18 protein-coding genes are annotated in these 23,893 nt (G+C 73.7%); 6 read left to right on the top strand and 12 right to left on the bottom strand.

Annotated features, from left to right (window positions below; all coding sequences use genetic code 11):
* The first annotated feature begins 84 nt into the window (after window positions 1–84).
* A complete protein-coding gene (locus ABD644_RS04835) occupies window positions 85–2,277 on the top strand; it encodes an MMPL family transporter (protein ID WP_344687459.1) in 2,193 nt (730 codons plus the stop codon).
* Between the two features lie 58 nt (window positions 2,278–2,335).
* Here ABD644_RS04835 and ABD644_RS04830 read toward each other — a convergent pair whose 3' ends face one another.
* The 6 genes from ABD644_RS04830 to ABD644_RS04805 form a co-directional block, all read right to left on the bottom strand.
* Window positions 2,336–2,551: a hypothetical protein gene (locus ABD644_RS04830; RefSeq protein WP_344687457.1), complete on the bottom strand. Its 216-nt coding sequence runs from the start codon at window positions 2,549–2,551 to the stop codon at window positions 2,336–2,338.
* Window positions 2,552–2,710: 159 nt separating this feature from the next.
* Complete coding sequence (locus tag ABD644_RS04825; RefSeq protein ID WP_344687455.1) at window positions 2,711–3,172, bottom strand: NUDIX hydrolase; 462 nt, start codon at window positions 3,170–3,172, stop codon at window positions 2,711–2,713.
* Window positions 3,169–3,783, bottom strand: a complete 615-nt coding sequence (locus ABD644_RS04820) for an isochorismatase family protein (protein ID WP_344687454.1) — start codon at window positions 3,781–3,783, stop codon at window positions 3,169–3,171. The genes ABD644_RS04825 and ABD644_RS04820 overlap by 4 nt, the downstream gene beginning before the upstream one ends.
* 22 nt (window positions 3,784–3,805) lie before the next feature.
* Entirely contained in the window at window positions 3,806–5,677 is a 1,872-nt protein-coding gene (locus ABD644_RS04815; protein ID WP_344687452.1) for a hydantoinase B/oxoprolinase family protein, read from the bottom strand.
* 2 nt (window positions 5,678–5,679) lie between these two features.
* Window positions 5,680–7,743 (bottom strand): hydantoinase/oxoprolinase family protein, encoded by a 2,064-nt coding sequence (locus tag ABD644_RS04810; protein WP_344687451.1) that lies wholly within the window; start codon window positions 7,741–7,743, stop codon window positions 5,680–5,682.
* On the bottom strand, window positions 7,740–8,429 hold the full coding sequence (locus ABD644_RS04805) for a GntR family transcriptional regulator (RefSeq protein WP_344687450.1): 690 nt from the start codon (window positions 8,427–8,429) through the stop codon (window positions 7,740–7,742). The genes ABD644_RS04810 and ABD644_RS04805 overlap by 4 nt, the downstream gene beginning before the upstream one ends.
* Before the next feature lie 80 nt (window positions 8,430–8,509).
* Here ABD644_RS04805 and ABD644_RS04800 point away from each other — a divergent pair, with 80 nt between their 5' ends.
* From ABD644_RS04800 to ABD644_RS04785, 4 genes are all read left to right on the top strand, one after another.
* The gene (locus ABD644_RS04800) at window positions 8,510–9,433 is read left to right on the top strand and encodes an isocitrate lyase/PEP mutase family protein (RefSeq protein ID WP_344687449.1); all 924 of its coding nucleotides are present in this window, start codon (window positions 8,510–8,512) and stop codon (window positions 9,431–9,433) included.
* A gap of 199 nt (window positions 9,434–9,632) precedes the next feature.
* Complete coding sequence (locus ABD644_RS04795; protein WP_344687448.1) at window positions 9,633–10,316, top strand: GPR1/FUN34/YaaH family transporter; 684 nt, start codon at window positions 9,633–9,635, stop codon at window positions 10,314–10,316.
* A gap of 55 nt (window positions 10,317–10,371) precedes the next feature.
* Window positions 10,372–11,655 carry a hypothetical protein gene (locus tag ABD644_RS04790; protein ID WP_344687447.1) on the top strand — a complete coding sequence of 428 codons (1,284 nt, stop codon included), beginning with the start codon at window positions 10,372–10,374 and terminating at the stop codon, window positions 11,653–11,655.
* Window positions 11,656–11,682: 27 nt separating this feature from the next.
* Window positions 11,683–12,411 (top strand): enoyl-CoA hydratase/isomerase family protein, encoded by a 729-nt coding sequence (locus ABD644_RS04785; protein ID WP_344687446.1) that lies wholly within the window; start codon window positions 11,683–11,685, stop codon window positions 12,409–12,411.
* 8 nt (window positions 12,412–12,419) lie between these two features.
* Here the strand turns inward: ABD644_RS04785 and ABD644_RS04780 are convergent, their stop codons facing one another.
* From ABD644_RS04780 to ABD644_RS04770, 3 genes are all read right to left on the bottom strand, one after another.
* A complete protein-coding gene (locus ABD644_RS04780) occupies window positions 12,420–13,214 on the bottom strand; it encodes an enoyl-CoA hydratase/isomerase family protein (protein ID WP_344687445.1) in 795 nt (264 codons plus the stop codon).
* Window positions 13,215–13,311: 97 nt separating this feature from the next.
* Entirely contained in the window at window positions 13,312–13,791 is a 480-nt protein-coding gene (locus tag ABD644_RS04775; protein WP_344687443.1) for a DUF1707 SHOCT-like domain-containing protein, read from the bottom strand.
* A 196-nt stretch (window positions 13,792–13,987) separates the two neighbouring features.
* The gene (locus tag ABD644_RS04770; protein ID WP_344687442.1) at window positions 13,988–14,794 is read right to left on the bottom strand and encodes a DUF6884 domain-containing protein; all 807 of its coding nucleotides are present in this window, start codon (window positions 14,792–14,794) and stop codon (window positions 13,988–13,990) included.
* A gap of 275 nt (window positions 14,795–15,069) precedes the next feature.
* On the opposite strand from ABD644_RS04770, the gene ABD644_RS04765 reads away from it, so the two are divergent.
* On the top strand, window positions 15,070–20,952 hold the full coding sequence (locus ABD644_RS04765) for an anti-phage protein ProA (protein ID WP_344687441.1): 5,883 nt from the start codon (window positions 15,070–15,072) through the stop codon (window positions 20,950–20,952).
* 36 nt (window positions 20,953–20,988) lie between these two features.
* Here ABD644_RS04765 and ABD644_RS04760 read toward each other — a convergent pair whose 3' ends face one another.
* The 3 genes from ABD644_RS04760 to ABD644_RS04750 all read right to left on the bottom strand — a co-directional run bounded on the left by ABD644_RS04760 (window position 20,989) and on the right by ABD644_RS04750 (window position 23,881).
* Window positions 20,989–22,059 carry a DUF3048 domain-containing protein gene (locus tag ABD644_RS04760; RefSeq protein ID WP_344687440.1) on the bottom strand — a complete coding sequence of 357 codons (1,071 nt, stop codon included), beginning with the start codon at window positions 22,057–22,059 and terminating at the stop codon, window positions 20,989–20,991.
* A gap of 146 nt (window positions 22,060–22,205) precedes the next feature.
* The gene (locus ABD644_RS04755) at window positions 22,206–22,898 is read right to left on the bottom strand and encodes a maleylpyruvate isomerase family mycothiol-dependent enzyme (protein ID WP_344687438.1); all 693 of its coding nucleotides are present in this window, start codon (window positions 22,896–22,898) and stop codon (window positions 22,206–22,208) included.
* 17 nt (window positions 22,899–22,915) lie between these two features.
* Window positions 22,916–23,881, bottom strand: coding sequence for a 2-hydroxyacid dehydrogenase (locus ABD644_RS04750; protein WP_344687436.1), 966 nt, complete (start codon window positions 23,879–23,881; stop codon window positions 22,916–22,918).
* Between the last annotated feature and the right edge of the window lie 12 nt (window positions 23,882–23,893).

Raw genomic sequence — 23,893 nt, 5'->3', positions numbered from 1 at the left:
TGACATACGTGAACAGTGTATGCAGAGTGAGCGGCGTTAGCGAACACCGTTCACTCGCACCCCGACGGTAGCACTGGAGATCCCATGTTCGAGGCCCTCGGCCGGATGATGTTCCGCAGGCGGCGCTGGGTCGTCGCACTCGCCCTGGCCTTCGTCACCTTCGCCGTCACCTGGGGCACCGGGGTCTTCGGGCAGCTGACCGGGGGCGGCTTCGAGGACCCCGACAGCGAGAGCACCCGCGCGGGCGAGGTCGCCGCGCAGGAGCTCGGCCGCGAGGGGTCGGACGTGATCGTGCTCTACCGCAGCGACGGTCTCACCGTCGACGACCCCGCGTTCCAGGAGGCGGTCACCGAGAGCCTCGACGCGCTGCCCGATGACGTCGTCGAGCAGGCGACGACGTTCTGGGCCACCCAGGCGCCGCAGCTGGTGAGCGAGGACCGGCGCTCCACGTACGCCGTCCTCACGCTGGCCGGCGACGACGACCAGCGCGAGGCCGGCCTCGAGGAGATCCAGGCCGACCTGGCCGCCGACGGCCTCGACGTCTCGGTCGGCGGCGGCGTCGCGATCAACCGCGACATCAACGAGATGGTCAGTTCCGACATCGCCCGCGCGGAGATGATCTCGCTGCCGATCCTCGCCGTGCTGCTGGTGATCATCTTCGGCAGCATCGCGGCGGCGAGCCTGCCGCTGGCGATCGGCGGCGTCGCGATCCTCGGGGCGTTCACCGCCCTGCGCGGCTTCGCGCAGGTCACCGACGTCTCGATCTTCGCCGTCAACGTCGTGACGATCATCGGCCTGGGCCTGGCCATCGACTACGGGCTGTTCATGGTCAGCCGGTTCCGGGAGGAGATGCGCCGGCAGGGGTCGGTCGAGGATGCCCTGGCCCGCACCATGGCCACCGCCGGGCGCACCGTCGCGGTCTCGGGCGTCACGGTCGCGATCTCGCTGGCCGGGCTGTTGATCTTCCCCCAGGTGTTCCTGCGCTCGATGGGCTTCGGCGGCATGAGCGCCGTCCTGATCGCGATGCTGGCCGCCCTGACCCTGCTGCCCGCGCTGCTGGCGATGCTCGGCCCGAAGGTCGACGCGCTCTCGGTCCGGCCGTGGCTGCGCCGGGTGTTCCACCGCCCGCCGGCCCGCCCCGCCGGCGACGAGCACGGCGCCTGGGCGCGGATCGCGCACGCCGTCATGCGCCGGCCGGTGCTGATCACCGTCGGCGTCGCCGGCCTGCTGCTCGCGCTCTCCCTGCCGTTCCTGCGGGTGGAGTTCGGCGGCGTCGACGAGCGGGTCCTGCCTCAGGGCACCGAGAGCCGCGAGGTGTCGGAGACGCTGAAGGCGGAGTTCCCGCCGAGTTCGTCCGGGCCGATCCAGTCGGTCGTCACCCTGGCCGACCCGGTCGAGTCCCCCGCGGGCGGCGCGGCGCTGCAGGCCTACGTCGACGACGTCGCCGCCGTGCCGGGTGTCGACGGCGCCACGGTGACCGCCGCGGCCGGCGACACCGCGCGGGTGTCGGTCGCCTACGCCGGCGACCCGATCGGCGAGGAGGCCCGGGCGCTGGTCGGCGAGATCCGCGACGTGCCGGTGCCCGACGGCGGGGAGGCGCTGGTGGGCGGTCAGGCCGCGGCGCTGGAGGACCTGCTCGACAGCCTCGGCTCGCTGCTGCCGTGGATGGGCCTGTTCGTCGTCGCGACGTCGTTCGTGCTGCTGTTCCTGGCCTTCGGCTCGGTCGTGCTGCCGATCAAGGCCGTGGTGATGAACGTGCTGTCGCTGGGTGCCTCGTTCGGCGCGCTGGTCTGGATCTTCCAGGACGGGCACCTGTCGGGGTTCCTCGACTTCACGCCCACCGGGTTCATCGAAGCAACCCAGCCGATCCTCATCCTGGCGATCATCTTCGGGCTGTCGATGGACTACGAGGTGTTCCTCATGTCGCGCATCCGGGAGCAGTACGACCTGACCGGCGACAACACGACCGCGGTGGCGACCGGGCTGCAGCGCACCGGCGGGATCATCACCAGCGCCGCGCTGCTGCTGCTCGTCGTGATCGGCGCGTTCTCGCTGTCGGGGATCGTGTTCATCAAGATGATCGGCGTCGCGATGCTGATCGCGATCGTCGTGGACGCGACGATCGTCCGGATCCTGCTGGTGCCGGCCACGATGCGGCTCCTGGGCCGGGCCAACTGGTGGGCGCCGGGACCGCTCGGCCGGCTCTACGCCCGCTACGGGATCAAGGAGGACGAGCCGGCCCGCGAGCCCCAGCGCGAGCTCGCCGGCACCCACTGACGCGACCGGGCTCCGGTGCCCTCCGTGGGGAGAGCGCCGGAGCCCGGTCGGTGCGGGGTCAGGACGCGGCCGTGACCTCCTCGGTCTGCGGGACGCGGGGCCGCGGGACGCCGTGCCGCAGCCGGAGCACCGGCTGGGTCATGTCGTCGGTCAGGTAGGGGCGGGCCGCCAGCCGGATGCGGCGCGGGGTGTCCAGGTTCGGCGGCATCGTCTTGCCGCAGCCGACGCAGAACCGGCCGCGCTGCTCGACGGCCCCGCAGTGTGCGCAGGACATGGTGCCTCCTCGTGTCGGGTGGACCCGGTGTCGGGTGGACTCGCTCCAGAGCGACGATGCCAGGCGCGACCGACCATCCGGACCCGTTCGGGCTCGGTGGGGTGACCTGTAACCGGACCGTCATGTAGGTGGAGATCCCGGTCCCGGGCACGGATACGCCTACCGGGCGGCGACCTGCTCCAGCAGTCGGTCGAGGAACGGGACCTGCCCCGTCACCAGCTTCGCGCGGGCCTCCGCGGCGCCGAACCAGGCGGAACGGTCGACCTCGGGGAACTCCTGGAACCGGCCCGAGCGCGGGGGCCACTCCAGCTCGAAGGTGTTGCTGACGCAGGCGCCCGCGTCGAGGTCGCCCTCGGCGGCCCACAGGGCGAGCACCTTGCCGCTGGTCACGCGGAGCTCGCCGAGCGGCACGAGATCGGGGGGCGCGGGCGAGCCCGTCTCCTCCTCGAACTCGCGCCGGGCGACGTCGACCGGCTCCTCGTCCGGGCCGTGCTCGCCCTTGGGGAAGGACCAGGCACCGTCGTCCTTCCTCGGCCAGAACGGCCCGCCCATGTGCCCGAGCAGCACCTCGACGCCGTCGGCCCCCCGCCGCCAGAGCGCGATCCCCGCGCTCCTCCTCACTCCCGGGCCAGGTGATCGAGGGCCTCGCGCAGGTCGATCACGTCGGCGTACTTGGCGTCGAGGTCGGCCAGGTTGTTGTCGTGCAGTGCCGGCGTCCGGTCGGCACACGCCTGGCGGACGACCTGCGGGTGGAAGCCGGAGTTCAGCGCGTCCATCGCGGTGGCCCGCACGCAGCCCGACGTCGAGACCCCGGCGAGCACCAGCGTGTCGACGCCGGCGGCGTGCAGCGTCGGGGCCAGCGAGGTGCCGAAGAACGCCGAGGCGTACTGCTTGACGACGACGACCTCGCCGGCCTCCGGTTCGAGCGCGAGATCGCCCCAGTCGCCGGCCGCGTCCTCAGCGAAGCAGGCCAGCGCCGGCACCTTGCGCACGAACAAGCCGCCGTCGGCGAGGTCGGGCGCGTACCGGACGACGGTCCAGACGACCGGCACGTCCTCGTCCCGCGCCGTCTCGACCAGCTCCGCGGTGGCCTCGACGGCAGCCCGGGCCTCGGGCAGGGCGAACGGCCCCTCCGGGTGGGTGTAGGCCCGGACCAGGTCGATCACGACCACGGCCGGCTTCGAGCCCCACCCCACCCGGCCGGAGAACGCCTCCCCGTGCGGCCCGCTCATCGCACTCCCCCACTCGGCGAGCTCACACCCACACGGGCCGCTTCGGTGCCGGCAGGCCGGTCTCCGCCTCGCAGTTGGCGAGCAGCTCCTCGATCGGCGGCCCCATGTCGAAGACGGGCAGCTCGGCCGGCCGGTCGGCGCGCATCTGGTCGCGCAGGTTCTCGGTCGCCTCGGTGTTCACGGTGCCGTCGTCGTCCACGCAGACGCCGTAGCGCTCCGCGCCCTTCGCCGTCACCAGGCCGCGCCGGACCTCCAGCGCCACCAGCTCCGGGTCGCGCTCGAGCGGGTCGCCCCAGCCGCCGCCGCCCCAGGTGACGAAGTGCAGGACATCGCCGGGCGAGACCGGCACGTCGTGGCACTTGCTGGGCAGCACCTGGCGCGTGCCGTCGGCCCGCTCGACCCACTTGGTACCGCGCGCGCCGGGGGTGCCGCCGTTGACGCCCCACGGGTAGGTCAGCCAGCGGTCGTCGTGGATGGCGATCGTGCCGGGCTCCTCGAAGACGTAGGCGACGTCGACGCCGTTGCCGCCGCGGTGCAGGCCGGCGCCGCCGGTGTCGGCCACGGTCTCCCACTTCTCGATCCGCAGCGGGTAGTAGGACTCGAGGTACTCGCAGGGGATGTTCACGAACGACGGCCACAGCGAGTGGCCGTCGGGGCCGTCGCCGAGCGGACGGCCGGGGATGCCGCCGAACCCGATCGAGTACAGCTGGAACCACTCCCCCTTCCGCTTCCCCGCCGAGTAGTGCCCGGAGTACATGAAGTGCGGCGAGGACGAGAACCCGGCGGCGTTGAGCAGCGCCGGGTTGGTCTGCCCGAGCAGCCCGCCGAACAGGTCGAAGACCCGGCCGATGCCGTGGTTGCGGCCCGACAGCGCCGCCGGGAACTTCGGCTTCCAGTACGAGCCGTCGGGGATCGTCACGTCGACCAGCGGGTAGAAGCCGTCGTTCCAGAGGATCTGCGGGTCGGCGACGGTGATCATGTAGATCCCGAAGAACATCCGGGTCAGGTTCTCGTTGATGTAGTAGTTGATCGGCCCGATCGCCTGGGGCGAGGAGCCGGTGAAGTCGATGTGCACCTTGTCGCCGGTGCGGGTCAGCGACATCTTCAGCTCGTACGGGCCGTTGCCCACGCCGTCGTCACAGATGTAGTCGGTGAAGGAGAGCGTGCGGCCCTCCTCGAACACCATCGAGAGCAGCACCTTCATGGCGTCGTAGTTGCGCTTCAGCAGCGCGTCGAGTGCCGACAGGTAGGTGCCGGTGCCGAACCTGTCGCACATCTCGGTCACCCGCCGGGCGGCGGTGCGGCAGGCGGCGACCAGGCCGTTGAGGTCGGCGCGGTTCCAGTCGGGCTTGCGCACCTGGTTGAGGATGATCCGCAGCGCGTCGTCGTTCGGCACGCCCTTCTGGTAGAGCTTGAAGGGCGGGATGACCACGCCCTCCTCGTAGATGGTGGTCGCGTCGGTCGGCATGGACGACGGCGTCTTGCCGCCCACGTCGGACATGTGCCCGAACATCGACGCCCAGCCCACGACCCGGCCGTCCTTGAAGATCGGGACGACGACCAGCCAGTCGTTGGCGTGGCTGATCGCGGCGCCGCAGGAGTAGGGGTCCGACGTCAGCAGGACGTCGCCCTCCTCGATGGTGCCGTCGAAGCCGTCGAGGAAGTCGGGGATCGACAGGCCGAACTGGCCGACGACCATCTTCCCGTCGGGATCGGCGATCAGCGGGAACTCGTCGTGCTGCTCGCGGATGCCCGGCGACAGCGCCGTCCGGAAGAGCACCTCGTCCATCTCGTAGCGGGCGTTGCGCAGCCCGTTCTCGATGAGGTCGAGGGTCACCGGGTCGACGTCGACCTTCTCGATCGTGTCGGTCGCGGTCTCGACGATCTGCGCCATGGTCAGTTCTCCGAGGGGTTGATGAGGAGCGAGCCCGACGCGTGCACTTCCGCCGCGTGTCCGGGCAGGACGAGGGTCGTGGAGTCCATCTCGGTGACGATCGCGGGGCCCGCGATCACGTCGCCCGCGCGCAGCTTCGCCCGGTCGTAGACCCGCGCGGTCACCTGCTCGCCGCCGACGTGGATCGGGTGCTCGGTGACGAGGGCGGCCTTCGGGTCGCCGTCCCCCTGCTCCAGGTGCACGGGCGTGACGTCGGGGCGCGGGCCGGTGACCGTGGCGCGGGCGTTGACCAGCTCGTGGTCGACGTCGAGGAGGAACGAGAACAGCCGGTTGTGCTCGGCGTCGAAGGTCTCCCCCAGCCGCGCGAACGCACCGTCGGGATCGTCGAGCCAGCCCGCGTCGACGACGACCGGGATCTCGAAGCCCTGCCCGTGGTAGCGGACGTCGACCTGGTAGGTCACCGTCTGGTCCTCGCGCGGCGTGCCCTGGTCGGCCAGCCGCTGCCCGGCGTCGTCGGCCAGCTCGCGCAGGATCGCGACCAGGTCGGCGCCGGACAGCTCGGCGAACCGGCGCAGCACGGTGCGGGCCGACTCGTCGCGGCGGCTGGTGGTCGCGTCACCGAGGGCGCAGAGCACGCCGGGCGACGGCGGCACGATGACCGGCCAGGCGCCGGTGAGCTTGCCGAGCGCGTTGGCGTGCAGCGGGCCGGCGCCGCCGAAGGCGACCAGCGCGAAGTCGCGGGGGTCGAAGCCCTGCTGGACGCTCACCAGCCGCAGGCCGCCGAGCATGTTCTCGTTGACGATGTCGACGATCCCGGCGGCCGCGGCCTCCGGTGACTCCAGCCCCATCGCCTCGGCGATCTTGCCCACCGCCGCGCGGGACGCCTCGACGTCGAGGGTGATCTCGCCGCCGGCCAGCGACGAGGGCAGGTACCCGAGGACGACGTTGGCGTCGGTGACCGTCGGCTCGGTGCCGCCCTTGCCGTAGGCGGCCGGGCCCGGGTCGGCGCCGGCGGACTGCGGGCCGACCCGCAGCGCCTTGGTCAGCTCGGGCACGTGCGCGATCGAGCCGCCCCCGGCGCCCACGGTGCGGACGTCGACGCTGGACGCGCGCACGGTGAGGTCGCCGACCTTGGTCTCCCGGCCGATCCGCGGGGAGAGGTCCTGGACGAGGGCGACGTCGGTGGAGGTGCCGCCCATGTCGAAGGTGATCAGGTCGCGGTAGCCGCACTGCTCGGCGACCCAGACCGCGCCCGTGACGCCGCCGGCCGGGCCGGACAGCAGCATCGTGACCGGGGCGTCGATCGCCCCCTGCGGGGCCTGCAGGCCGCCGTCGCTGCGGAGGATCGCCAGCTCGCCGCCGACGCCGCTCTCGGCGAGGGAGTCGGTGAGGGTCTGCACGTACTTCTTCACCTGCGGCTGGACGTAGCCGTTGGCGACCGTGGTGAGGGTGCGCTCGTACTCGCGCATCTCCGGCAGCACGTCCGACGACAGCGACACCGGGACGCCGGGCAGCACCTCGGCGGCGATCTCGGCGATCCGCTTCTCGTGCGCGGCGTCGGCGAAGGAGTTGATCAGGCTGACCGCGAGCGCCTGGATGTTCTGCCCCTCGAGCTTGGCCAGCTGGGTGCGCACGTCGGCCTCGTCGAGCTCGCGGATGACGGCGCCGTCGCTGGCGATCCGCTCGTCGACCTCGACGGTGTTCTCCAGCGCGGCCAGCGGCTCGGGCTTGGGCCAGATGATCCAGCCGGCCAGCCCGCCGGGCACGTAGGAGCGGGCGATCTGCAGCACCTGGCGGAAGCCCTTGGTCGTGACCAGTCCGACGGTGGCGCCCTTGCCCTCGAGGATGGCGTTGGTCGCGACCGTGGTGCCGTGCAGCACCTGGGCGATGTCGCTGAGCTCGATCCCGGCCTCGGCGCACGCCTTGCCGATGCCGTTGAGCACCCCGACCGCCTGGTCGGCCGGCGTGGAGGCGGTCTTGGCCCGCCACGTCGAGCCGCTGTCCTCGTCGACCAGCAGGACGTCGGTGAACGTGCCTCCGACGTCGACTCCGAGCCGGTAACTCATGAGGCCTCCTCGTGGTTGTTGTCAGGGGTCGACTGGTGGCGGGCGGCCCGGACCATGACCGCCCGGGCGTTGTGGATGTGCGCGGTCATGACCGCCCGGGCCCACGTGGCGTCGCCGGCGCGCAGGGCGGCGACGATCTCGACGTGGTGGGCGAGGCTGCGGCGCAGCGACGCCTCGTCGTAGGCGTGGAAGTTGCGCAGCACGATCGGCGGGCGGATCGCGCCGGCCAGCGCCGTCGCCAGCGCGGGGTGGTCGGCGAGGGCGACCAGCCGGTCGTGGAAGGCGCGGTTGAGCGGCACCAGCGCGTCGAGGTTCTGGTCGGGACCGGGGCAGCCGACGGCGACCATGCGCTGCGCGAGCTCTTCGAGTTCCTCGACGTCGGCCGGGGTCGCATTCGGGACGGCGAACCCCGTGAGCTGCGGCTCGAGGCTGGACCGCAGGTCGAAGACGCCCTCCAGCTCGGCGACGGTCCAGGTGGCGACGCGGGCGCCGCGGTTGGGCTGGATCTCGACGATGCCCTCGGCCGCCAGCCGGCTCAGCGCCTCGCGGACGGGGGTGCGGCTGACCCCGAGACGCTCGGCCAGCTCGACCTCGCCGAGGCGCGAACCGGCGGCCAGGTCTCCGCCCAGGATCAGCTCCCGCAGGGCGTGCAGCGCCCGCTCGGCGGACGTCAGAGACCGTGTCACCCGTCACACTCCCCGGAAGATTGTGTGCAAACCTAGGAGCGAGCGGTTCCGCTGTCCACCCTTTCGGGCGTAAATTCCGCGTGACTGCATACAACCGGGAGGCCGATGTGGCGGATCTGCTGAGCAATGGTCGCGCTCCGCGAGCACGCCTGCGCGAGCTGCTGTCGGCCGACGCCCCGCTGGTGGCTCCGGGCGCCTACGACGCCCTGTCCGCGCGGCTGATCGAGCAGGCCGGCTTCGACGTCGTCTACATGACCGGCTTCGGGACGACGGCCTCGCTGATCGGCCGCCCCGACGTCGGGCTGCTCTCGGCCGCGGAGATGGTCGACAACGCCCGCCGGATCGTCTCCGCCGTCGACGTGCCGGTGATCGCCGACGCCGACACCGGGTACGGCAACGCGATCAACGTCGTCCGCACGGTGCAGCTCTACGAGCAGGCCGGGGTCGCCGGGATCCAGCTCGAGGACCAGGTGATGCCCAAGAAGTGCGGGCACATGAGCGGCAAGGCGCTGATCGGCGCCGACGAGATGGCCGGCAAGCTGCAGGCCGCGATCGCCGCGCGCACCGACCCCGACCTGGTGGTCATCGCCCGCACCGACGCCGTCGCCGTGCAGGGGCTGGACGAGGCCATCTCCCGCGCCCGCTCGTTCGCCGAGGCCGGGGCCGACGTGCTGTTCGTCGAGGCGCCGACGTCGGAGGACGACATCGCGACCGTCGCCCGCGAGCTCGCAGGCGTCGCGCCGCTGGTGTTCAACTGGGCCGAGGGCGGGCGCACGCCGCCGCTGTCGCTGGAGCGGATCGCCGAGCTCGGCTTCTCGCTGGTCATCTACCCGATCGGCACGCTGCTGGCGGCGACCGCGGGCATCCGCTCGCTGCTGACCACGCTCAAAGGCGAGGGCACGCCGGTCTCGGCTCTGGGGTCGCTGCCGAACTTCGAGGAGTTCACCGACCTGATCGGCCTGCCCGAGGTGCAGCAGCTGGAGCAGCGCTTCTCGGGCACCTGAGCTGCGCGCCCCGCCCGTGGTCCCCCGTGCCGGGCGGGGCGCGCGCAGGTGTCGCAGATTGCGACACCTCTGGCCCTCCGGAGGGCGGACACTCGGGCCACCACCGGCCGGTGCCGGCCCGACCGCCGTCGATCGGGCACCACTCCAGGCGCGGGTCGGACCTGCGCCGTCCGCGCGCAGGTGGGCAGGAGCCATTGCCATGAGCCAGGTCTCCGATGCGCCGGTGCGGCGCACCACCGAGGGCGCAGTACCCACTCCCCGCGCGGGGTCGGCCCCGGCCGTCGAGGAAGCACCGCCGGCGGCCGCACCGCCGGCCGGCGACCCCGCGATGGTCGGCCTACCCAGCTTCCTGGTCGGCTCGGTGGCCCTCGGGCTGGTCCTGGTGGAGTTCGCCCCCGCCACCGCCGTCGGGGCCTCGATCCCGATCATCATGACCGCCACGGGGGTCGGGCTGCTGATCGCGACCATCTGGGCGGCGCGGCTGCAGCAGAGCGCCGTCGCCGGGGTGTTCGGGGTCTTCTCCGGCTTCTGGTTCAGCTACGCGGCCCTGGTGCTCGGGCTCACGCACAACTGGTTCGGCGTCGCGCCCGAGGCCGTGGCCCGCACGCAGGAGCTGTTCCTGACCTCGTGGCTGGTGGTGATCGGCCTGCTGACCATCGCGACGCTCCGGCTGCCAATGGCGTTCACCGCGCTGTTCGTCCTCGTCGAGGTGGCATTGGCCCTGGTGCTCATCAGCGTGATCTCGGCGGACACCACGTGGAGTCGTCTCGGCGGCTACGTGGTCTTCGGCTTCGCCGCCGTGGGCGCCTACCTGTACGTGTCCGGGATGACCGTCGCGACCGGTGGCCGCGCGTTGCCGACGGGGCGGCCGCTGGCGCGCTGATCCCGGCGGGGCAGGGGCGGCGCACGCAGCGCCGCTCCTGCGGGACCATGCCGCCATGGCCGGGCGGTGGCGGGTCGCGACGGCCGTCGCCGCGTGCTGGATGCTGGCCGCGTGCTGGCTGCTGACCGGGTGCCCCTCCCCCGCTGACGGCGAGCCCGAGCCGACGACCGCGCCCACCGCGCAGGCGCTGCCGGCCCTGCCGACCGGCGCCTCGACGGGCCTGCCCGCCTACAACGGCCCGCCGCCGGATGCGCCGCCGAGCCTCGGCCCGCTCCTCGCGCTGCGTGCCGCGGTCGACCTGACCCCGGCCACGCCCGGGGTGTTCGCGCGGGCGCAGTGGGCGGTCGCGGCGCCCGACGGCGGCGCCCACGTCGTCCTCACCCCCGCCGATGGCGACCTGCCGCAGCAGCTGGTCACCGTCGGCGGTGTCTCCGCCGGGTACTCGATCACCGGCGTGGTGGCGATGCCCCGCGTCGTCGACGTCTGGGGAATGCACGTGCTGCCCGACGGCGCCGTGGTCGTGGTGGGCGACCTGGAGGAGGGCAGCAGCTACGGGGCGGTCGTGGTCGACCCGGCGTCGGGGACGGCACGGACCACGGCCGTCGTCCCGGCGAGCGACGACCGGCTGTCGGCCGACGGCCGGTCGGCGCTGTCGGGGTCGACGCTGTACCTGTTCCTGACGGTGCAGACCGGCAGCGGCCAGCTCGAGCGGCTGGCCGCCGTCGACCTCGCGTCCGACGTGGCGCCGACCGTCCGGGACCTCGTCTCGGACGTGGCCAGCGCGTCCCGGTTCCCGATCAGCCGCCAGTTCGGCGGGCTGGTGCCGCGGCCCGACGGCGGGGTGACCCTGGCGTTCGACGCGTCGCCCACCGAGGATGCGGTGCTGCGCATCCCGACGCTGCTCCGGTTCGACGCGCGGCTCGAGCCGGTCGGCGAGCCGGTGCGCGCGACCGACCTGGCCGAGGGCGGGGAGATCCAGGCGATCAGCGGCGGGGTCGACGGGACGGTGTTCCTGCTCGTCGAGGTGCGCGACGCGACGTGGTTGCTCGCGGTGCCCGACGGCGGCGGGGCGGGGCCGGTGCTCGCCCAGCTGGAGGACCGGATCTACGACTACGCCCTGGCGGTGGAGCCGGCCCAGGTGTGGGGGCTGCTGCCCTCCCCCGTGGGCGTGCGGGCGGTGGACCTCACGACGGCCGAGGAGCGCGGTCCGCTGCGCCTGGAGTGCGGGCCGAACTTCGACGTCCGCCAGGTGCTCACCGCTCCCGGCGGTGCGGTCCTGCTGGGTGAGTGCGACGACCCGCGCGAGGACACCCAGATGCTCTGGCTGCTCGGGCCGTGAGCACTCTCCGTGCGCCACGATGGCCGCATGCTGATCAGCGAGGACCACGGCGACGTCACCGTCGTCCGCATCGAGCACGGGCCGGTCAACGCACTCGACCTCGACCTGCTGGAGGCGCTGACCGCCACCGTGACCGGTTCGGACCGGGCGCTGGTGCTCACCGGGACCGGCTCGGCGTTCTCGGCCGGGGTCGACCTGCGCCGGGTCATCGACGGCGGCCGGGAGTACACCGAGGCCTTCCTGGCGGCCCTGTCGCGGATGTTCCGCGCGGTGTTCGAGCACCCGCGCCCCACGGTCGCCGCGATCAACGGGCACGCCATCGCCGGTGGTGGCGTGCTGGCCCTCGCCTGCGACGTCCGCCTCATGGCCGGTGGGCGGATCGGCCTGAGCGAACTCGCGGTCGGCGTGCCCTTCCCGGTCGCCGCGCTCGAGATCGTGCGGCACGCGCTGGGCCCGGGTGCGGACCGCGCAGTGCTGCTCGCCGAGACCGTCGGCCGCGACCGGGCGCTGGAGCTCGGGTGGGTCGACGAGGTGACCGACGACCTGCTCCCCCGGGCGACGTCACTGGCGGCCGAGCTCGCCGCCCGAGCCCCGGAGCCCTACCGGATGGCGAAGGAACGCCTGCACCGGCCGGCGGTCCAGGTGATGGACGAGGGCGCCGAGCACGACGCCGACGTGCGTGCCACGTGGACGTCGGCCGATGCCCGCGGCCGGATCGAGGCGATGCTGCGGGAGCTGGCCGCCCGGCGTCGCTGATCAGCTGTTCAGCGACCGGTCCAGGTCGGCGGGCGCTTCTCGAGGTGGGCGGCGATGCCCTCCTTGCGGTCCTCGGACAGGTACGGGTTGGGGCCGACGTCGAGCCGCAGCGCCTGCCAGAGCGGGAGCTCGAGGCCCTTGACCGCGGTTTCCTTCATCCGCCGGACGCTGATCGGCGCGTTGGCGGCGATCGCCTCGGCCAGTCGCAGCGCCGTCGGCCGGACGTCGTCGGCGTCGACGAGCCGGTTGACCAGGCCCCACCGCTCGGCGACCTCGCTGGTCACGTACTCGCCGGTGTACAGCAGCTCGAGCGCGATGCCCATCGGGATGCGCTTGGGCAGGACGACGGAGCCGAAGTTGGCGCCCATGCCGATCTTCGCCTCGGGCAGGCCCATCGGGATGCCGCGGGCGGCGACGCGCAGGTCGCAGGCCAGAGCCAGCTCGAACCCGCCGGCGACGGCGGCACCCTGCAGCGCGGCGACGATCGGCACCGGCGTCTCGGTGACGACCTCGAACAGCGAGCGGGTGGGCCGGTTCATGGGCGGGCGGAAGTGCTCGCCCCGCTGGTCGCCCTCGCGGATCTCCTTGAGGTCGAAGCCGGCGCAGAAGGCGGGCCCGTTGCCGGCGAGGACGACCGCCCGCACCTCGCCGTCCTCGGCGCAGGTGAGCAGCTGCTCGACGAGGTCGGCCTGCAGGGCGGTGGAGAGCGCGTTGCGCCGCTCGGGCCGGTCCAGCGTCAGCACGCGAACGTGGCCGCGCGTCTCGACGATCAGTCCGGACTCGGTGCGCGTCGGCTCGCTCATGACCTGCACCTTTCGGGCGATCACGGCCGGGGGCAAGTGGGGTCGGCGATGCTTGTGCTCTGCCCACCACGGTGGGCAGAGCACAAGCATCCGCAGGTCACCTCTCGCCGGGCCCCCGGTGGGCGTTGCGGACGGCGAGCGTCGCGAACGTCGCCCCGGCCAGCGCCGTACCCGGGACCAGCAGCCACATCGGCCAGAAGTACGTGATCTCGCCGTTGCCCACGCCGACCAGGAGCCAGACGGTCAGGTTGACGGCCATCGCGACCGACCAGATCGACCACAGGATCTTGAGGGCCAGCGGCAGCCGCGCGAAGCCGGTCGCCAGGGCGTCGGGCTGCCGCACCGGAGCGGCGGGGGGCGGCGGCGTCGGCCGGACGGCGACCGGCGCGGGCGACGCCGTCGGGAGGTCGCCGAAGAGCTGGTCGAGGTCGGCGTAGGTGACGGCGCGGTAGGCCAGGCCGAGCCGGTGGTCGTACTCGTGGAAGTCCAGCCGGCCTTCCTCCAGGGCGCCCTTCAACCGGTCGGCGGCGGCCTGCCGCTCCCGGTCCGACACCCGCATCTCACGTCCCGTGGTCATGACTCCTCTTCCGCCCGGTTCGCCGCATCGTCGCACCGGCGGCACCCATCCGGAACGATTCAGGCCGGGTCGGGGAGGAGAACCGAGATCACGACGCCGACGCGTTCCCCTCGGCGCGCACGGCGAGTCGTGGTCGTTGGGCTGGCGACGCTTGTGGTCGGGGCCCGAAGCACCGAGGGCGGGACAGTTCCCCCGGTCAGGACGCCGATGCGTGCCCGCGGTGGCCGCCCATCAGATCGCGCAGCCGGTGCAGCGCCGCCTTGACCGGGGTCTCGGGCTCGTCGGCGTGCGACGTGCCGTCGGCGTCCCCGCCGTGGTCGGTGTCCCGCCACGAGCCGGGCAGGGGCAGGTCCAGCGACGCGCCGCGGCGGGTCAGCGGCTGGCGCAGCGGCTGGGCGAAGTCGACCCCGCCGTGCACCTCGACCGTCACGCCCTCGAGTGGCACCCGCTCCCCGAGCTGAGCCACGACCCACTCCCCCCAGGCCGCGCGGTACGCACCCGAGCGCTCGTCGATCTGCACGTCGTACGGGCCGACGACGTCCTCCGGATCGAGCAGCCCGTGCTTGGCGCTGAGCACGAACCAGGGCAGCCCCGACCGTTCCGCGTGCGCCCGGGCGCCGGCGAACTGAGGGCTCCGGAACAGCGTGGCCACCGGGACCGGGGCGTCCCCGTGCTCCCCGGAGGAGGCGATCAGGACCACGCGGAGGACGACGCGCGCCGGTGCGTCACCGACCGGGACCTCGACCGACGGCCCGCGGTACCGCTCGTAGAGCCCGCGGTCGACCCGGTGCAGCAGCGGCGTGCGGCCGGCGAACGGGTTGTGCCCGGCCGAGCCGGAGTTCGCCGTCGCGAACTGGACGTGCGTGGCGATCGAGGCGACGCCGACGTCGGGACGGCGGGCGCTGACCCAGTTGATGAGCGCGGCACGGCTGAAGGGCTCGGGCAGGGCACCCGCGGCCTCGGCCACGAGCTCCCAGATGGTGGGCAGTCCCCCAGCGCTCACAGTGCGCTCCTCGATGACGATCGACGGCCCGCACGCTAACCCCGTCGGAACACTCGCGGCCCGGTCACGAGCGCAGAAGCACGCAATCGGGGGTCCCTCTCCCGGGGACGCCTGCGGACCGCCCGGTTCCCGATCGGCAGCCACCGGCCGACATGGCACCGGTCGTCGATGCCACAGTTGTGATTCCGCGCATCGAACCGCCGCATCCGTCACACCCGTCCCACGCGTCGGGGACGATGGACGGACCGATCCCCCCGACCCGGTAGACAGGTGGCATGGAGATCTCTGCCGACACCCAGGTGGGCGACGTCGTCGCGCCGCGGGCGGCCGTCTCCATCGAGATCACGTCCACGCCGGTGCTCAGCTACGCACTGGCGCACAACCGGATCCCGGTCATCAGCCGGCTGGCGCTGACCTGCGACGCGACCGTGCGCGGCGCGACCGTGCGGCTCGGGGTCCGCGATGCGGAGGGCCCGATCGCCCGCGCCGTCGAGCTGCTCGTCGACCTCGACGAGGGCCGGACGACGGTGCTCACCGACCTCGGCCTGGTGATGGACCCGGCCGCGATGCTGCACGTCGAGGAACAGCGGCCCGGCGTCATCGAGGTCGAGGTCGAGCTCGAGGGCGAGCTGCTCGGCGAGGCGGGCCGGTCGGTCCAGGTGCTCGCCGCCCAGCAGTGGCTGGCCACTCCCCTGCCGCTCGCGCTGGAGATGCTCGCCGCGCACGTCGTGCCCAACCACCCGGCGATCACCGCGCTGGTCAGCGACGCCGCGGGCGTGCTCGAGGAGCAGACCGGCGACGGCTCCCTGGACGGCTACACCGCCGGGCCCGAGCGGGTCGACGCGATCGTGACCGCCACCGCCGCCGCCATGCAGCGCCGCGGCATCCGCTACAGCGAGCCGCCGGCCAGCTGGTCCGACCTCGGCCAGCAGGTCCGCTCGCCCGGCGACGTCCTCACCTGGCTGGTCGGCACGCCGCTGGACACCGTTGTCGTCCTGGCCGCTGCCCTGGAGCAGGCGGGCATCCGGCCGCTGCTGTGGCTGGCCGAAGGCCACGCGTTCCTGGGCTACTGGCGGGAGGAGCGCAGCGCCGAGTCCGCGGCCACCACCGACGCCACCTCGCTGGTCAACCTGGTCGACCTCGGGCTGATCGGCCTGGTCGAGACCACGCTGCTCACGAGCATGGGCGAGCCCGGCGCCGACCTGCACCGCCCCGCCTACACCGGCTGGCTCACCGGCGACCTCGACCGGATCCTCGGCGTCACCGACGTGCACCGGGCCCGCCGCGACGGCATCGTGCCGCTGCCGGCGCGGGCGCGGGACGAGAACGGCGTCCTGCAGATCGTCGAGTACCGCCCCGCGGTGCACAGCGCCGCGGTGGCGCCCCAGCCGAGCACGCCGCCCCCGGCGCACCGGCCCGACGAGCCGGCCCGCGTGCAGCAGTGGAAGAACTCGCTGCTCGACCTGAGCCTGCGCAACCGGCTGATCAACTACACCGAGCGCGCCGGCCTGCCGCTGGTCGTGCCGGGCACCGCGCTGTCGGTGCTCGACAACTTCGTGCACGACGGGACGCCGATCTCGCTGCTGCCGGCCGACCAGCTCGCCGCCGTCCAGAAGGAACGCGGCATCACCAGCGCCCGGGAGCTGCCCGAGGCGCAGCTGACCGAACTGCTCGTCGACCGCCGCGAGGTGCACGCCGACGTCACCAGCGGCGGGTACCTGCCGCGGCTGCGCAACCTCGCCTACAAGGCGAAGACCGTGCAGGAGGAGACCGGCGCCAACAACCTCTACCTGGCGCTGGGCTCGCTGGTCTGGGAGCTCGACGGCCGCCCGCTGCGCAGCCCGCTGGTGCTCGTCCCGGTGGTGCTGAACCCGCTGTCGCGCAACGGCGGCTACCGCCTGTCCTTCGACGAGGCCGGAGCGAGCACCCCGAACTACTGCCTGCTGGAGAAGCTGCGCCAGCTGCACGGCCTCGTCGTCCCGTCGCTGACCGAGTCGGTCGACGGCGCGCTCGACCTCGACGCGGCACTGGAGGCCATGCGGGTCGCGCTGGTCGGGCACGGCCTGCCCTACCGGGTCGAGGCGACGGCGGACCTCGCGATCCTCCAGTTCGCGAAGTACCGGCTGTGGAAGGACCTCGACGAGCACTGGGGCGCGCTGGCGGAGAACCCGCTGGTCGCCCATCTCGTGCACCAGCCGACCGAGGCGTTCGAGGACCCGGTCCGCGACACCGGGCGCTACGTCGACCTCGACGACCTCGCCGCGCAGCTGCCCGCCCCCGCCGACTCCTCGCAGCTGCGGGCCATCGCCGAGGCCACCGCCGGCCGCACGTTCGTGCTGGAGGGCCCGCCCGGCACCGGCAAGTCGCAGACGATCACCAACCTGCTCACGCGGGCGGTCGCCGAGGGCAAGAAGGTGCTGTTCGTCGCCGAGAAGCGGGCGGCCCTCGACGTCGTCGCGCGGCGGCTGGACGCCGTCGGCATGGGCATGTTCGCCCTCGACCTGCACGACAAGGGGTCGCGCGCCTCGATCGTGCGGGCGCAGATCCGGCTGGCGCTGGAGCACGCGGTCGCCGTCGACGAGCAGGGGCTCTCGGCGTCGTCGGAGGACCTGCGCTCGGCCCGCCGGATGCTGGCCCGCTACGCCGACCGGCTGCACGACGCGAACGCCGCGGGCCTGTCGCTGTACTCGGCGCGGACGGCGGAGCTCACCGCCGGCACCGACGTCGACCCGGTGCCCGTGCCGCTGCCGTTCGTGGCCAACGCCCCGGCCGAGGTGCTCACCCAGGTGCGCCGGGCGCTCGCGCTGCTGCCCGACATCGCCGACCTGACCCGCCCGTCGCTGCGCCACCCGTGGGCGTTCGTCGACGACCCCGGGATCGACCTGATGGCCACCCAGGCCGCGGCCGCCGAGGTCGACGCCGCGGTGCGCGGGCTGACCGGGTTCGGCGAGCTGTCCGGGGTCCTGCGGCACGCCCGCACGCCCGCCGACCTCGACGCGCTGGCGCACCTGCTGTCCGGGCCGGCGATCAGCCTCGACGTGCTCGACGAGACGTTCACCGGCCTCTGGACGGCGTCGACGTCGGCGGTGCTCGGCGAGGTGGCGGCGTTCATCGCGTTCCGGCACCCGGGGCTCGACGTCGCCACGCCGAACGCGCTCGCGCTGCCCCTGGCCGAGATCTACGTGGCGGCGCAGACCGCGGCGGCGTCGTCCTGGTTCGGACGGCGGCGGAAGCTGATCGCCGTCCGCGACCGGCTGGCCCCCTACCTGCGGCCCGAGGCGCGGGTGAAGCCGAAGGACGTGCCTGCCCTGGTCGAGAACCTGTGGCGGGTGCAGACCGCGGTCGCGGCGATCGCCGCCCGGGCGTCGTCCATCCCGGGCCTGTCGGTGCCCGAGGGCTGGAACCCGTTCGGCGACGCCGACCTGCTCGACCGCCGGGTCGCCTGGCTGCGCCGGGCCGGCACCGCCGTCGACGGGTCCTCGCCCTTCCACGTGGCGCTGCGCAAGCTGATCGTCTCCGGGCTGCCGTCCGACGCCGGGGCGGCGGCGGCCGTCGCCCGCCTGCGCGACGCCGTCACCACGCTGCTCACCGCGTGCCGGAGCAACCCCGACGCGCTGTCGGCCTGGGCCGGCGACGACGGGTTCGTGCTGCGCTGGTCGATGACCCGCCCCGAGCGGGGGGTCGACAGCTCGGTGCTCATGTCGCTGCGCCGCTGGGTGTCCTTCCTCGACACCCTCGAGCCGCTGCGCTACGCGGGCCTCTTCGACGCCCGCCGGCTGCTCGTTACAGGCGCTGTAACCGCCGACGACGCCACCCGGGCGTTCGAGCGCGGGCTCGCCGCGGCCTCCGTGGCCGAGCGCCTCGACGCGACCGGCCTGGACATGTTCGACAAGCGGGCGCACGAGAAGGCGATCCGCCGGTTCACCGCCGCGTCCAAGGCGGTGCGCGAGCACCTGACCGCCGCCCTGCCGGCGAAGGTGCTGGGCACCCGGCCGTTCGACGCGGCGTCGGGCAACGGGCAGGTCGGCGCGCTGCAGCGCGAGCTGGCCAAGCAGCGCCGCGGGCTCGGGGTGCGGCAGTTGCTGTCACAGTACGGAGAGCTCATCACCGCGGTCATGCCGTGCGTGCTGGTCTCGCCCGACTCGGTGGCACGGTTCTTCCCGGCCCGGGCGGCGCAGTTCGACCTGGTCGTGTTCGACGAGGCCTCGCAGATCCGGGTGGCCGACGCGGTCGGCGCGCTGGGCCGGGCCCGCGCCGCCGTCGTCGTCGGCGACTCCAAGCAGATGCCGCCGACCTCGTTCGCCGAGCCCACCACCGGCTCCGACGACACCGACCCGATCGAGATGGGCGTCGAGGACGAGGAGTCGATCCTGTCCGAGTGCGTCCAGGCGCGGGTGCCGCGGCAGTGGCTGTCGTGGCACTACCGCAGCCAGGACGAGTCGCTGATCGCGTTCTCCAACGCCCAGTACTACGAGAACCGGCTGTCGTCGTTCCCGGCGCCCACCCACGGGCGGGCGTCCTCGGAGCCCGACGGTCGCGGGGTCTCGCTGGTGCGGGTGCCGGGCACCTTCCACCGGTCCAACGCGGGGCGGCTGCTGCGCACCAACCCGATCGAGGCCAAGGCGATCGTCGCCGAGATCCGCCGCCGGTTCGACGCGGTGCCGAAGTGGGACGGGATGGACGTCGTCCCCTCCATCGGCGTCGTGACCTTCAACGCCCAGCAGCGCTCCTACATCGAGTCGCTGCTGCGCGACGCCGACGACGACCGGCTCGCCCAGGCGCTGGACCGCACCGACGGCGAGGGCCTGTTCGTCAAGAACCTGGAGAACGTGCAGGGCGACGAGCGCGACGTCGTCTTCTTCTCCACCGGCTTCTCCCCCCGGCCCGACGGCACCCTGCCGCTGAACTTCGGGCCGCTGAACCGGGTGGGCGGCGAGCGCCGGCTCAACGTGGCGATCACCCGCGCCCGGCGCCAGGTCGTCGTCTTCTCCTCCTTCGACCCGGAGCAGCTGCGGGCCGAGGAGACGTCGTCGGTCGGCATCAAGCACCTGCGGGCGTTCCTCGACATGGCCGCTTACGGCACCGACGTGCTGCCCCGCGATGCGCGCTCGACGTCGGTGGTCGACCGGCACCGGGAGACGATCGCCGCCGCGCTGCGGGCGCGGGGCCTCGTCGTCCGCACCGACGTGGGCCTGTCGGAGTTCCGGGTCGACTTGTCGGTTTCTCGACCTGTCGATCCGGAGACACCGGTGATGGCAGTGCTGCTCGACGGCCCCGCGTGGGCGCGCCGCGGCACGGTCGGCGACCGCGACGGCCTGCCGGTCGAGGTGCTCGGCGAGATGCTGCGCTGGCCGGTGGTCGAGCGGGTGTGGCTGCCGTCGTGGCTGGCCTCGGCCGAGGCCGTGGTCGACCGGCTGGTCGAGGCCGTGGACGCGGCGCCGTCGTCGGCGCCGGTCGCCGAGCCGATCGCGCTGCCGACGGCGGCGGTCGAGTCGTTCAAGGGCGTGGCGGCCCTGCGCTCGGCGGTGACGGCGTCGGTGGCCGTGCCGGCCGCCCCGAAGCCCGCCGCGAAGCCGGCTGCGCCGAAGAAGCCGTCCGGGCCGGTGGCGCTGGACGGCGAGACACCGTTCGTCCCCTGGATCCCGAAGACGGCCGGTGAGAAGTCGGTGCTCGACGAGCTGCCGGCGGCGAAGGCGGCGCGGGTCGTTCGCCGGGTGCTGACCGCCGGGATCAAGGCCGAGGGGCCGATCCACGTCGACCGGCTGGCCAAGTTGACGGTCGGCGCGTTCGGGCTGAACCGGGCGACCGAGGCACGTCGCGAAGCGCTGATGTCGACGCTGCCACCCTCGGCCGTGGTCGACGGCTACCTGTGGCCCGAGGGCGTCGACCCGGCCGGGTGGACCGGGTTCCGCCGCCAGGTGTCGTCGACGGACCGACCGCTGGAGCACGTCGCGCCCGAGGAGATCGGCAACGCGATGGTGGCGCTGTGCCGCTCAGCCGCCGGCATGCGCCGCGACGAGCTGATGACGGCGACGGCCGCGGTGTTCGGTTACAAGCGGCGGGCCGCGTCGGTGACGCCGGTGCTCGAGGCCGCGCTGAAGGCGGCGCTGCACCGGGGCCGGCTGACCGAGCAGGGGTCGGGCCTCATCACCTGCTGAGGTCGCTCGCGTGCGGACCCGAGGCGGCCCACCCGCTCAGCCGATGACGACCGAGCCCGTTCCCTTCGGCACCAGCTCGATCCACGTGTTGCCGGGAGCGAGCCGCACCGGCTGCCCGTCGGCCCCGGTGAGCACCACCGGCGCGTCGACGGATGTCTTCGACCAGGTGGCCGCCACGGCCCGGCCACCCGTGGCGACCCACGCCTCGCCGCTGCCGACCATCACGGTCTCCGGCACGTGGTTGCCGGCGGCGTCGGTGAACGGCGTGCTGACGACGTCGACGCGGAGGACGACCACGTTGACCGCCCGCAGCGGTGCGCCGTCGGACTCGAGCGCGAGCGTGCCGCCCTCGTACCGGACCCAGCGGCCGTCCGACGGGCTCCAGTTCCAGCTCGGCCGGGCGATGCCGGAAAGCTTCAGGTCGACCACGCTCGCCGGCCCGCCCGCCAGCGCCGAGGGCAGTTGCGTGCCCGTCGCGACGACGAACTGCGGGGGCGGCGGGGCCTGGTGCGCCGCGTCGGCCTGGCCCAGGAGGGCGTGCGGGTCGGCGTAGATGTTGTGCGGAGCCGCCCGGCCGGTGCGGTAGAACCCGGCGGCCCCGGCGTCATGGCTGACCACCTGGAGCCCCGCAGCGGCGACGGCATCGATGAAGGGTCCCTGGCCGCCGGAGAAGGCGAGCAGACCGTGCAGGGGGCCGGCGATCCCCGGGTCCATGGGGCGGACGGAGCGCACCGGTCCGATCTCCGTCGGCACGGTGGAGTGGTAGACGGCGACGAACCGGCTGATCCCGCCCTCGACGATCTGCTCCCAGACGAGGTCGGCTGCGTTCAGCCCGGTCTGCGGTCGCGCCGCGGTCGAGTTCTCGATCTTGACGGCGAGCGCGGGGCCGGTGACCGCCGCCGTCGCCCCCACCCCCGTGAGCGGCCAGCGCACGGGCTCCGGCTCCGGGGTGGGGGTCGGCGTCGAGGTGGGAGACGGCGCGGCCGGCGAGGTGGTCGGGCTGGTGGCCGGTGCGGCGGCCCGCGGCGTAGAGCCGCAGGCCACGGTGGTCGCCAGGACGCTACCGACGAGCAGTGCGGTGGCCAGGCGGCGCGGCAGCGTGCGCACGAGCCCTCCCCCCGACGCGGCGGCCCTCCCGGCCGGAGGAGCCCGCCGAACTGTACGAACGCAGGGGGCACGCAGGGTGGGTCTCGGCGACCGTCGTCCCTCGAAGTGACGACGCCCGCGACGGGCCACCGCGGGCGCTCCAGCTCCTAGAGCCAGGTGGGGGGTGGCGGAACCTCGCCGGTGAGGCCGGAGGTGTCGCCGCGCGTCAGCCAGGCCGCGACCGCGCAGACCGGCCCGCTGACCGCCGGCCCGCCGGACCCCCAGGTGCGGCCCACATCGGTGGCCGTCACGGTCGCCTCCAGCGGCTGGCCGCGCTCGGCGAACAGGCCGAGGACGTCGTCGACGAGCGCGGTGCAGAAGTCGGCCGGCAGGTCGGCGAAGGTGAGCCCCGCGGCGAGGTCGACGCCGTGCACCCACACCTCCTTGGCCCGCATCCACGGCACCTCGGTGCCGGGCACCGGGCGGTCGAGCATGGTGCGGACCTCCCCCGCCCACGCCGCCTCCGGCATCGTCTCGACGGCCTCGGCGAAGCGACCGGCCGCGTCGGCGTAGTCGGTGCGGAGCTCGTCGGGGGCCAACGCGGCGGTGGCGGCGATCCCGGCGTTGCGGTCCTCGCGGGAGGGGTACATCCGCTTCTCGATCCCGGTGCGGGCCCACGAGAGCAGGTTGCCCAGCGCGTCGGCGTTGCGGGCCAAGTGCGCGACGACGTGCGCGCGGGTCCAGTCGGGCAGCGTCGAGGGCGCGGCGAGGTCGTCGTCGGACAGCCCCGCGACCAGGCCGGCCACGACGCGCTCGCCGTCGGCCCACCACTGGCGGGAGGTCTGCGGGTTCGGTGACATGCCGGTGAACCTACGACTCAGCCGACCGGCGTCCTGGGCGGCTCCCCCGCGAGCACCGCCCGCACGTTCTCCACCGCCAGCCGGCCCATGGCGTCGCGGGTCGCCTCGCCGGCGCTCGCGATGTGCGGCAGCAGGACGACGTCGTCACGCCCGAGCAGCCCGGGGTGCACGCGCGGCTCGTCCTCGTAGACGTCGAGCCCGGCCCCGGCGATGACGCCCCGCGCCAGCGCGTCGGCCAGCGCGGCCTCGTCGACGATCGGTCCCCGCGCGGTGTTGACCAGCAGCGCGGTCGGCTTCATGGCGGCCAGCTGCTCGGCCCCGATCAGGTGCCGGGTCTCGGGGGTGAGCGGGCAGTGCAGGGTGACGACGTCGCTCTCCGCGAGCAGCCGGTCCAGGTCCGCGGCCTCGACGCCGTACCCGGCCGCCTCGTCGCTGGTGGCCCGGCTGCCGGTCGCGAGGATCCGCATGCCGAACGCGGCGGCCCGGCGGGCCACCGCCATCCCGATCCGGCCCAGGCCGACGATGCCGAGCGTGGCGCCCGCGCTGACGTCCAGGCCGACGAACAGCCGGGGGCCCCAGATCCAGTCGGCGCCGCTGCGCACGAAGCGGTCGGCCTCGACCAGCCGGCGGGACGTGGCCAGCACCAGCCCGAACGCGACGTCGGCGGTCGCCTCGTCGAGGACGCCCGGGGTGTTGGTGACGACGACGCCCCGGGCGCGAGCGGCCGCGACGTCGACGTTGTCGTAGCCGACGGCGCAGTTGGCGACGATCCGGAGGTCGCTCCCGGCCGCGTCGAGCACCTCCCCGTCGACCCGCTCGGTGAGCAGCGTGATCAACGCGCTGGCCCCGCGGACATCGGCCAGCAGCTGCTCCCGAGCAGGCGGCCGGTCGGGATCGTCGTGCACGACGACCGGCACGCCCAGCGACCGGACGGCCGCCATCGCGCCGTCGGTCAGCTCGCGGCTCAGGTACAGATGGCCCACCGAACTCAGCCT

The sequence above is a fragment of the Blastococcus jejuensis genome (assembly GCF_039534705.1).
GTDB lineage: Bacteria > Actinomycetota > Actinomycetes > Mycobacteriales > Geodermatophilaceae > Blastococcus_B > Blastococcus_B jejuensis.
This window is presented reverse-complemented; position numbering and strand designations above follow the sequence as displayed.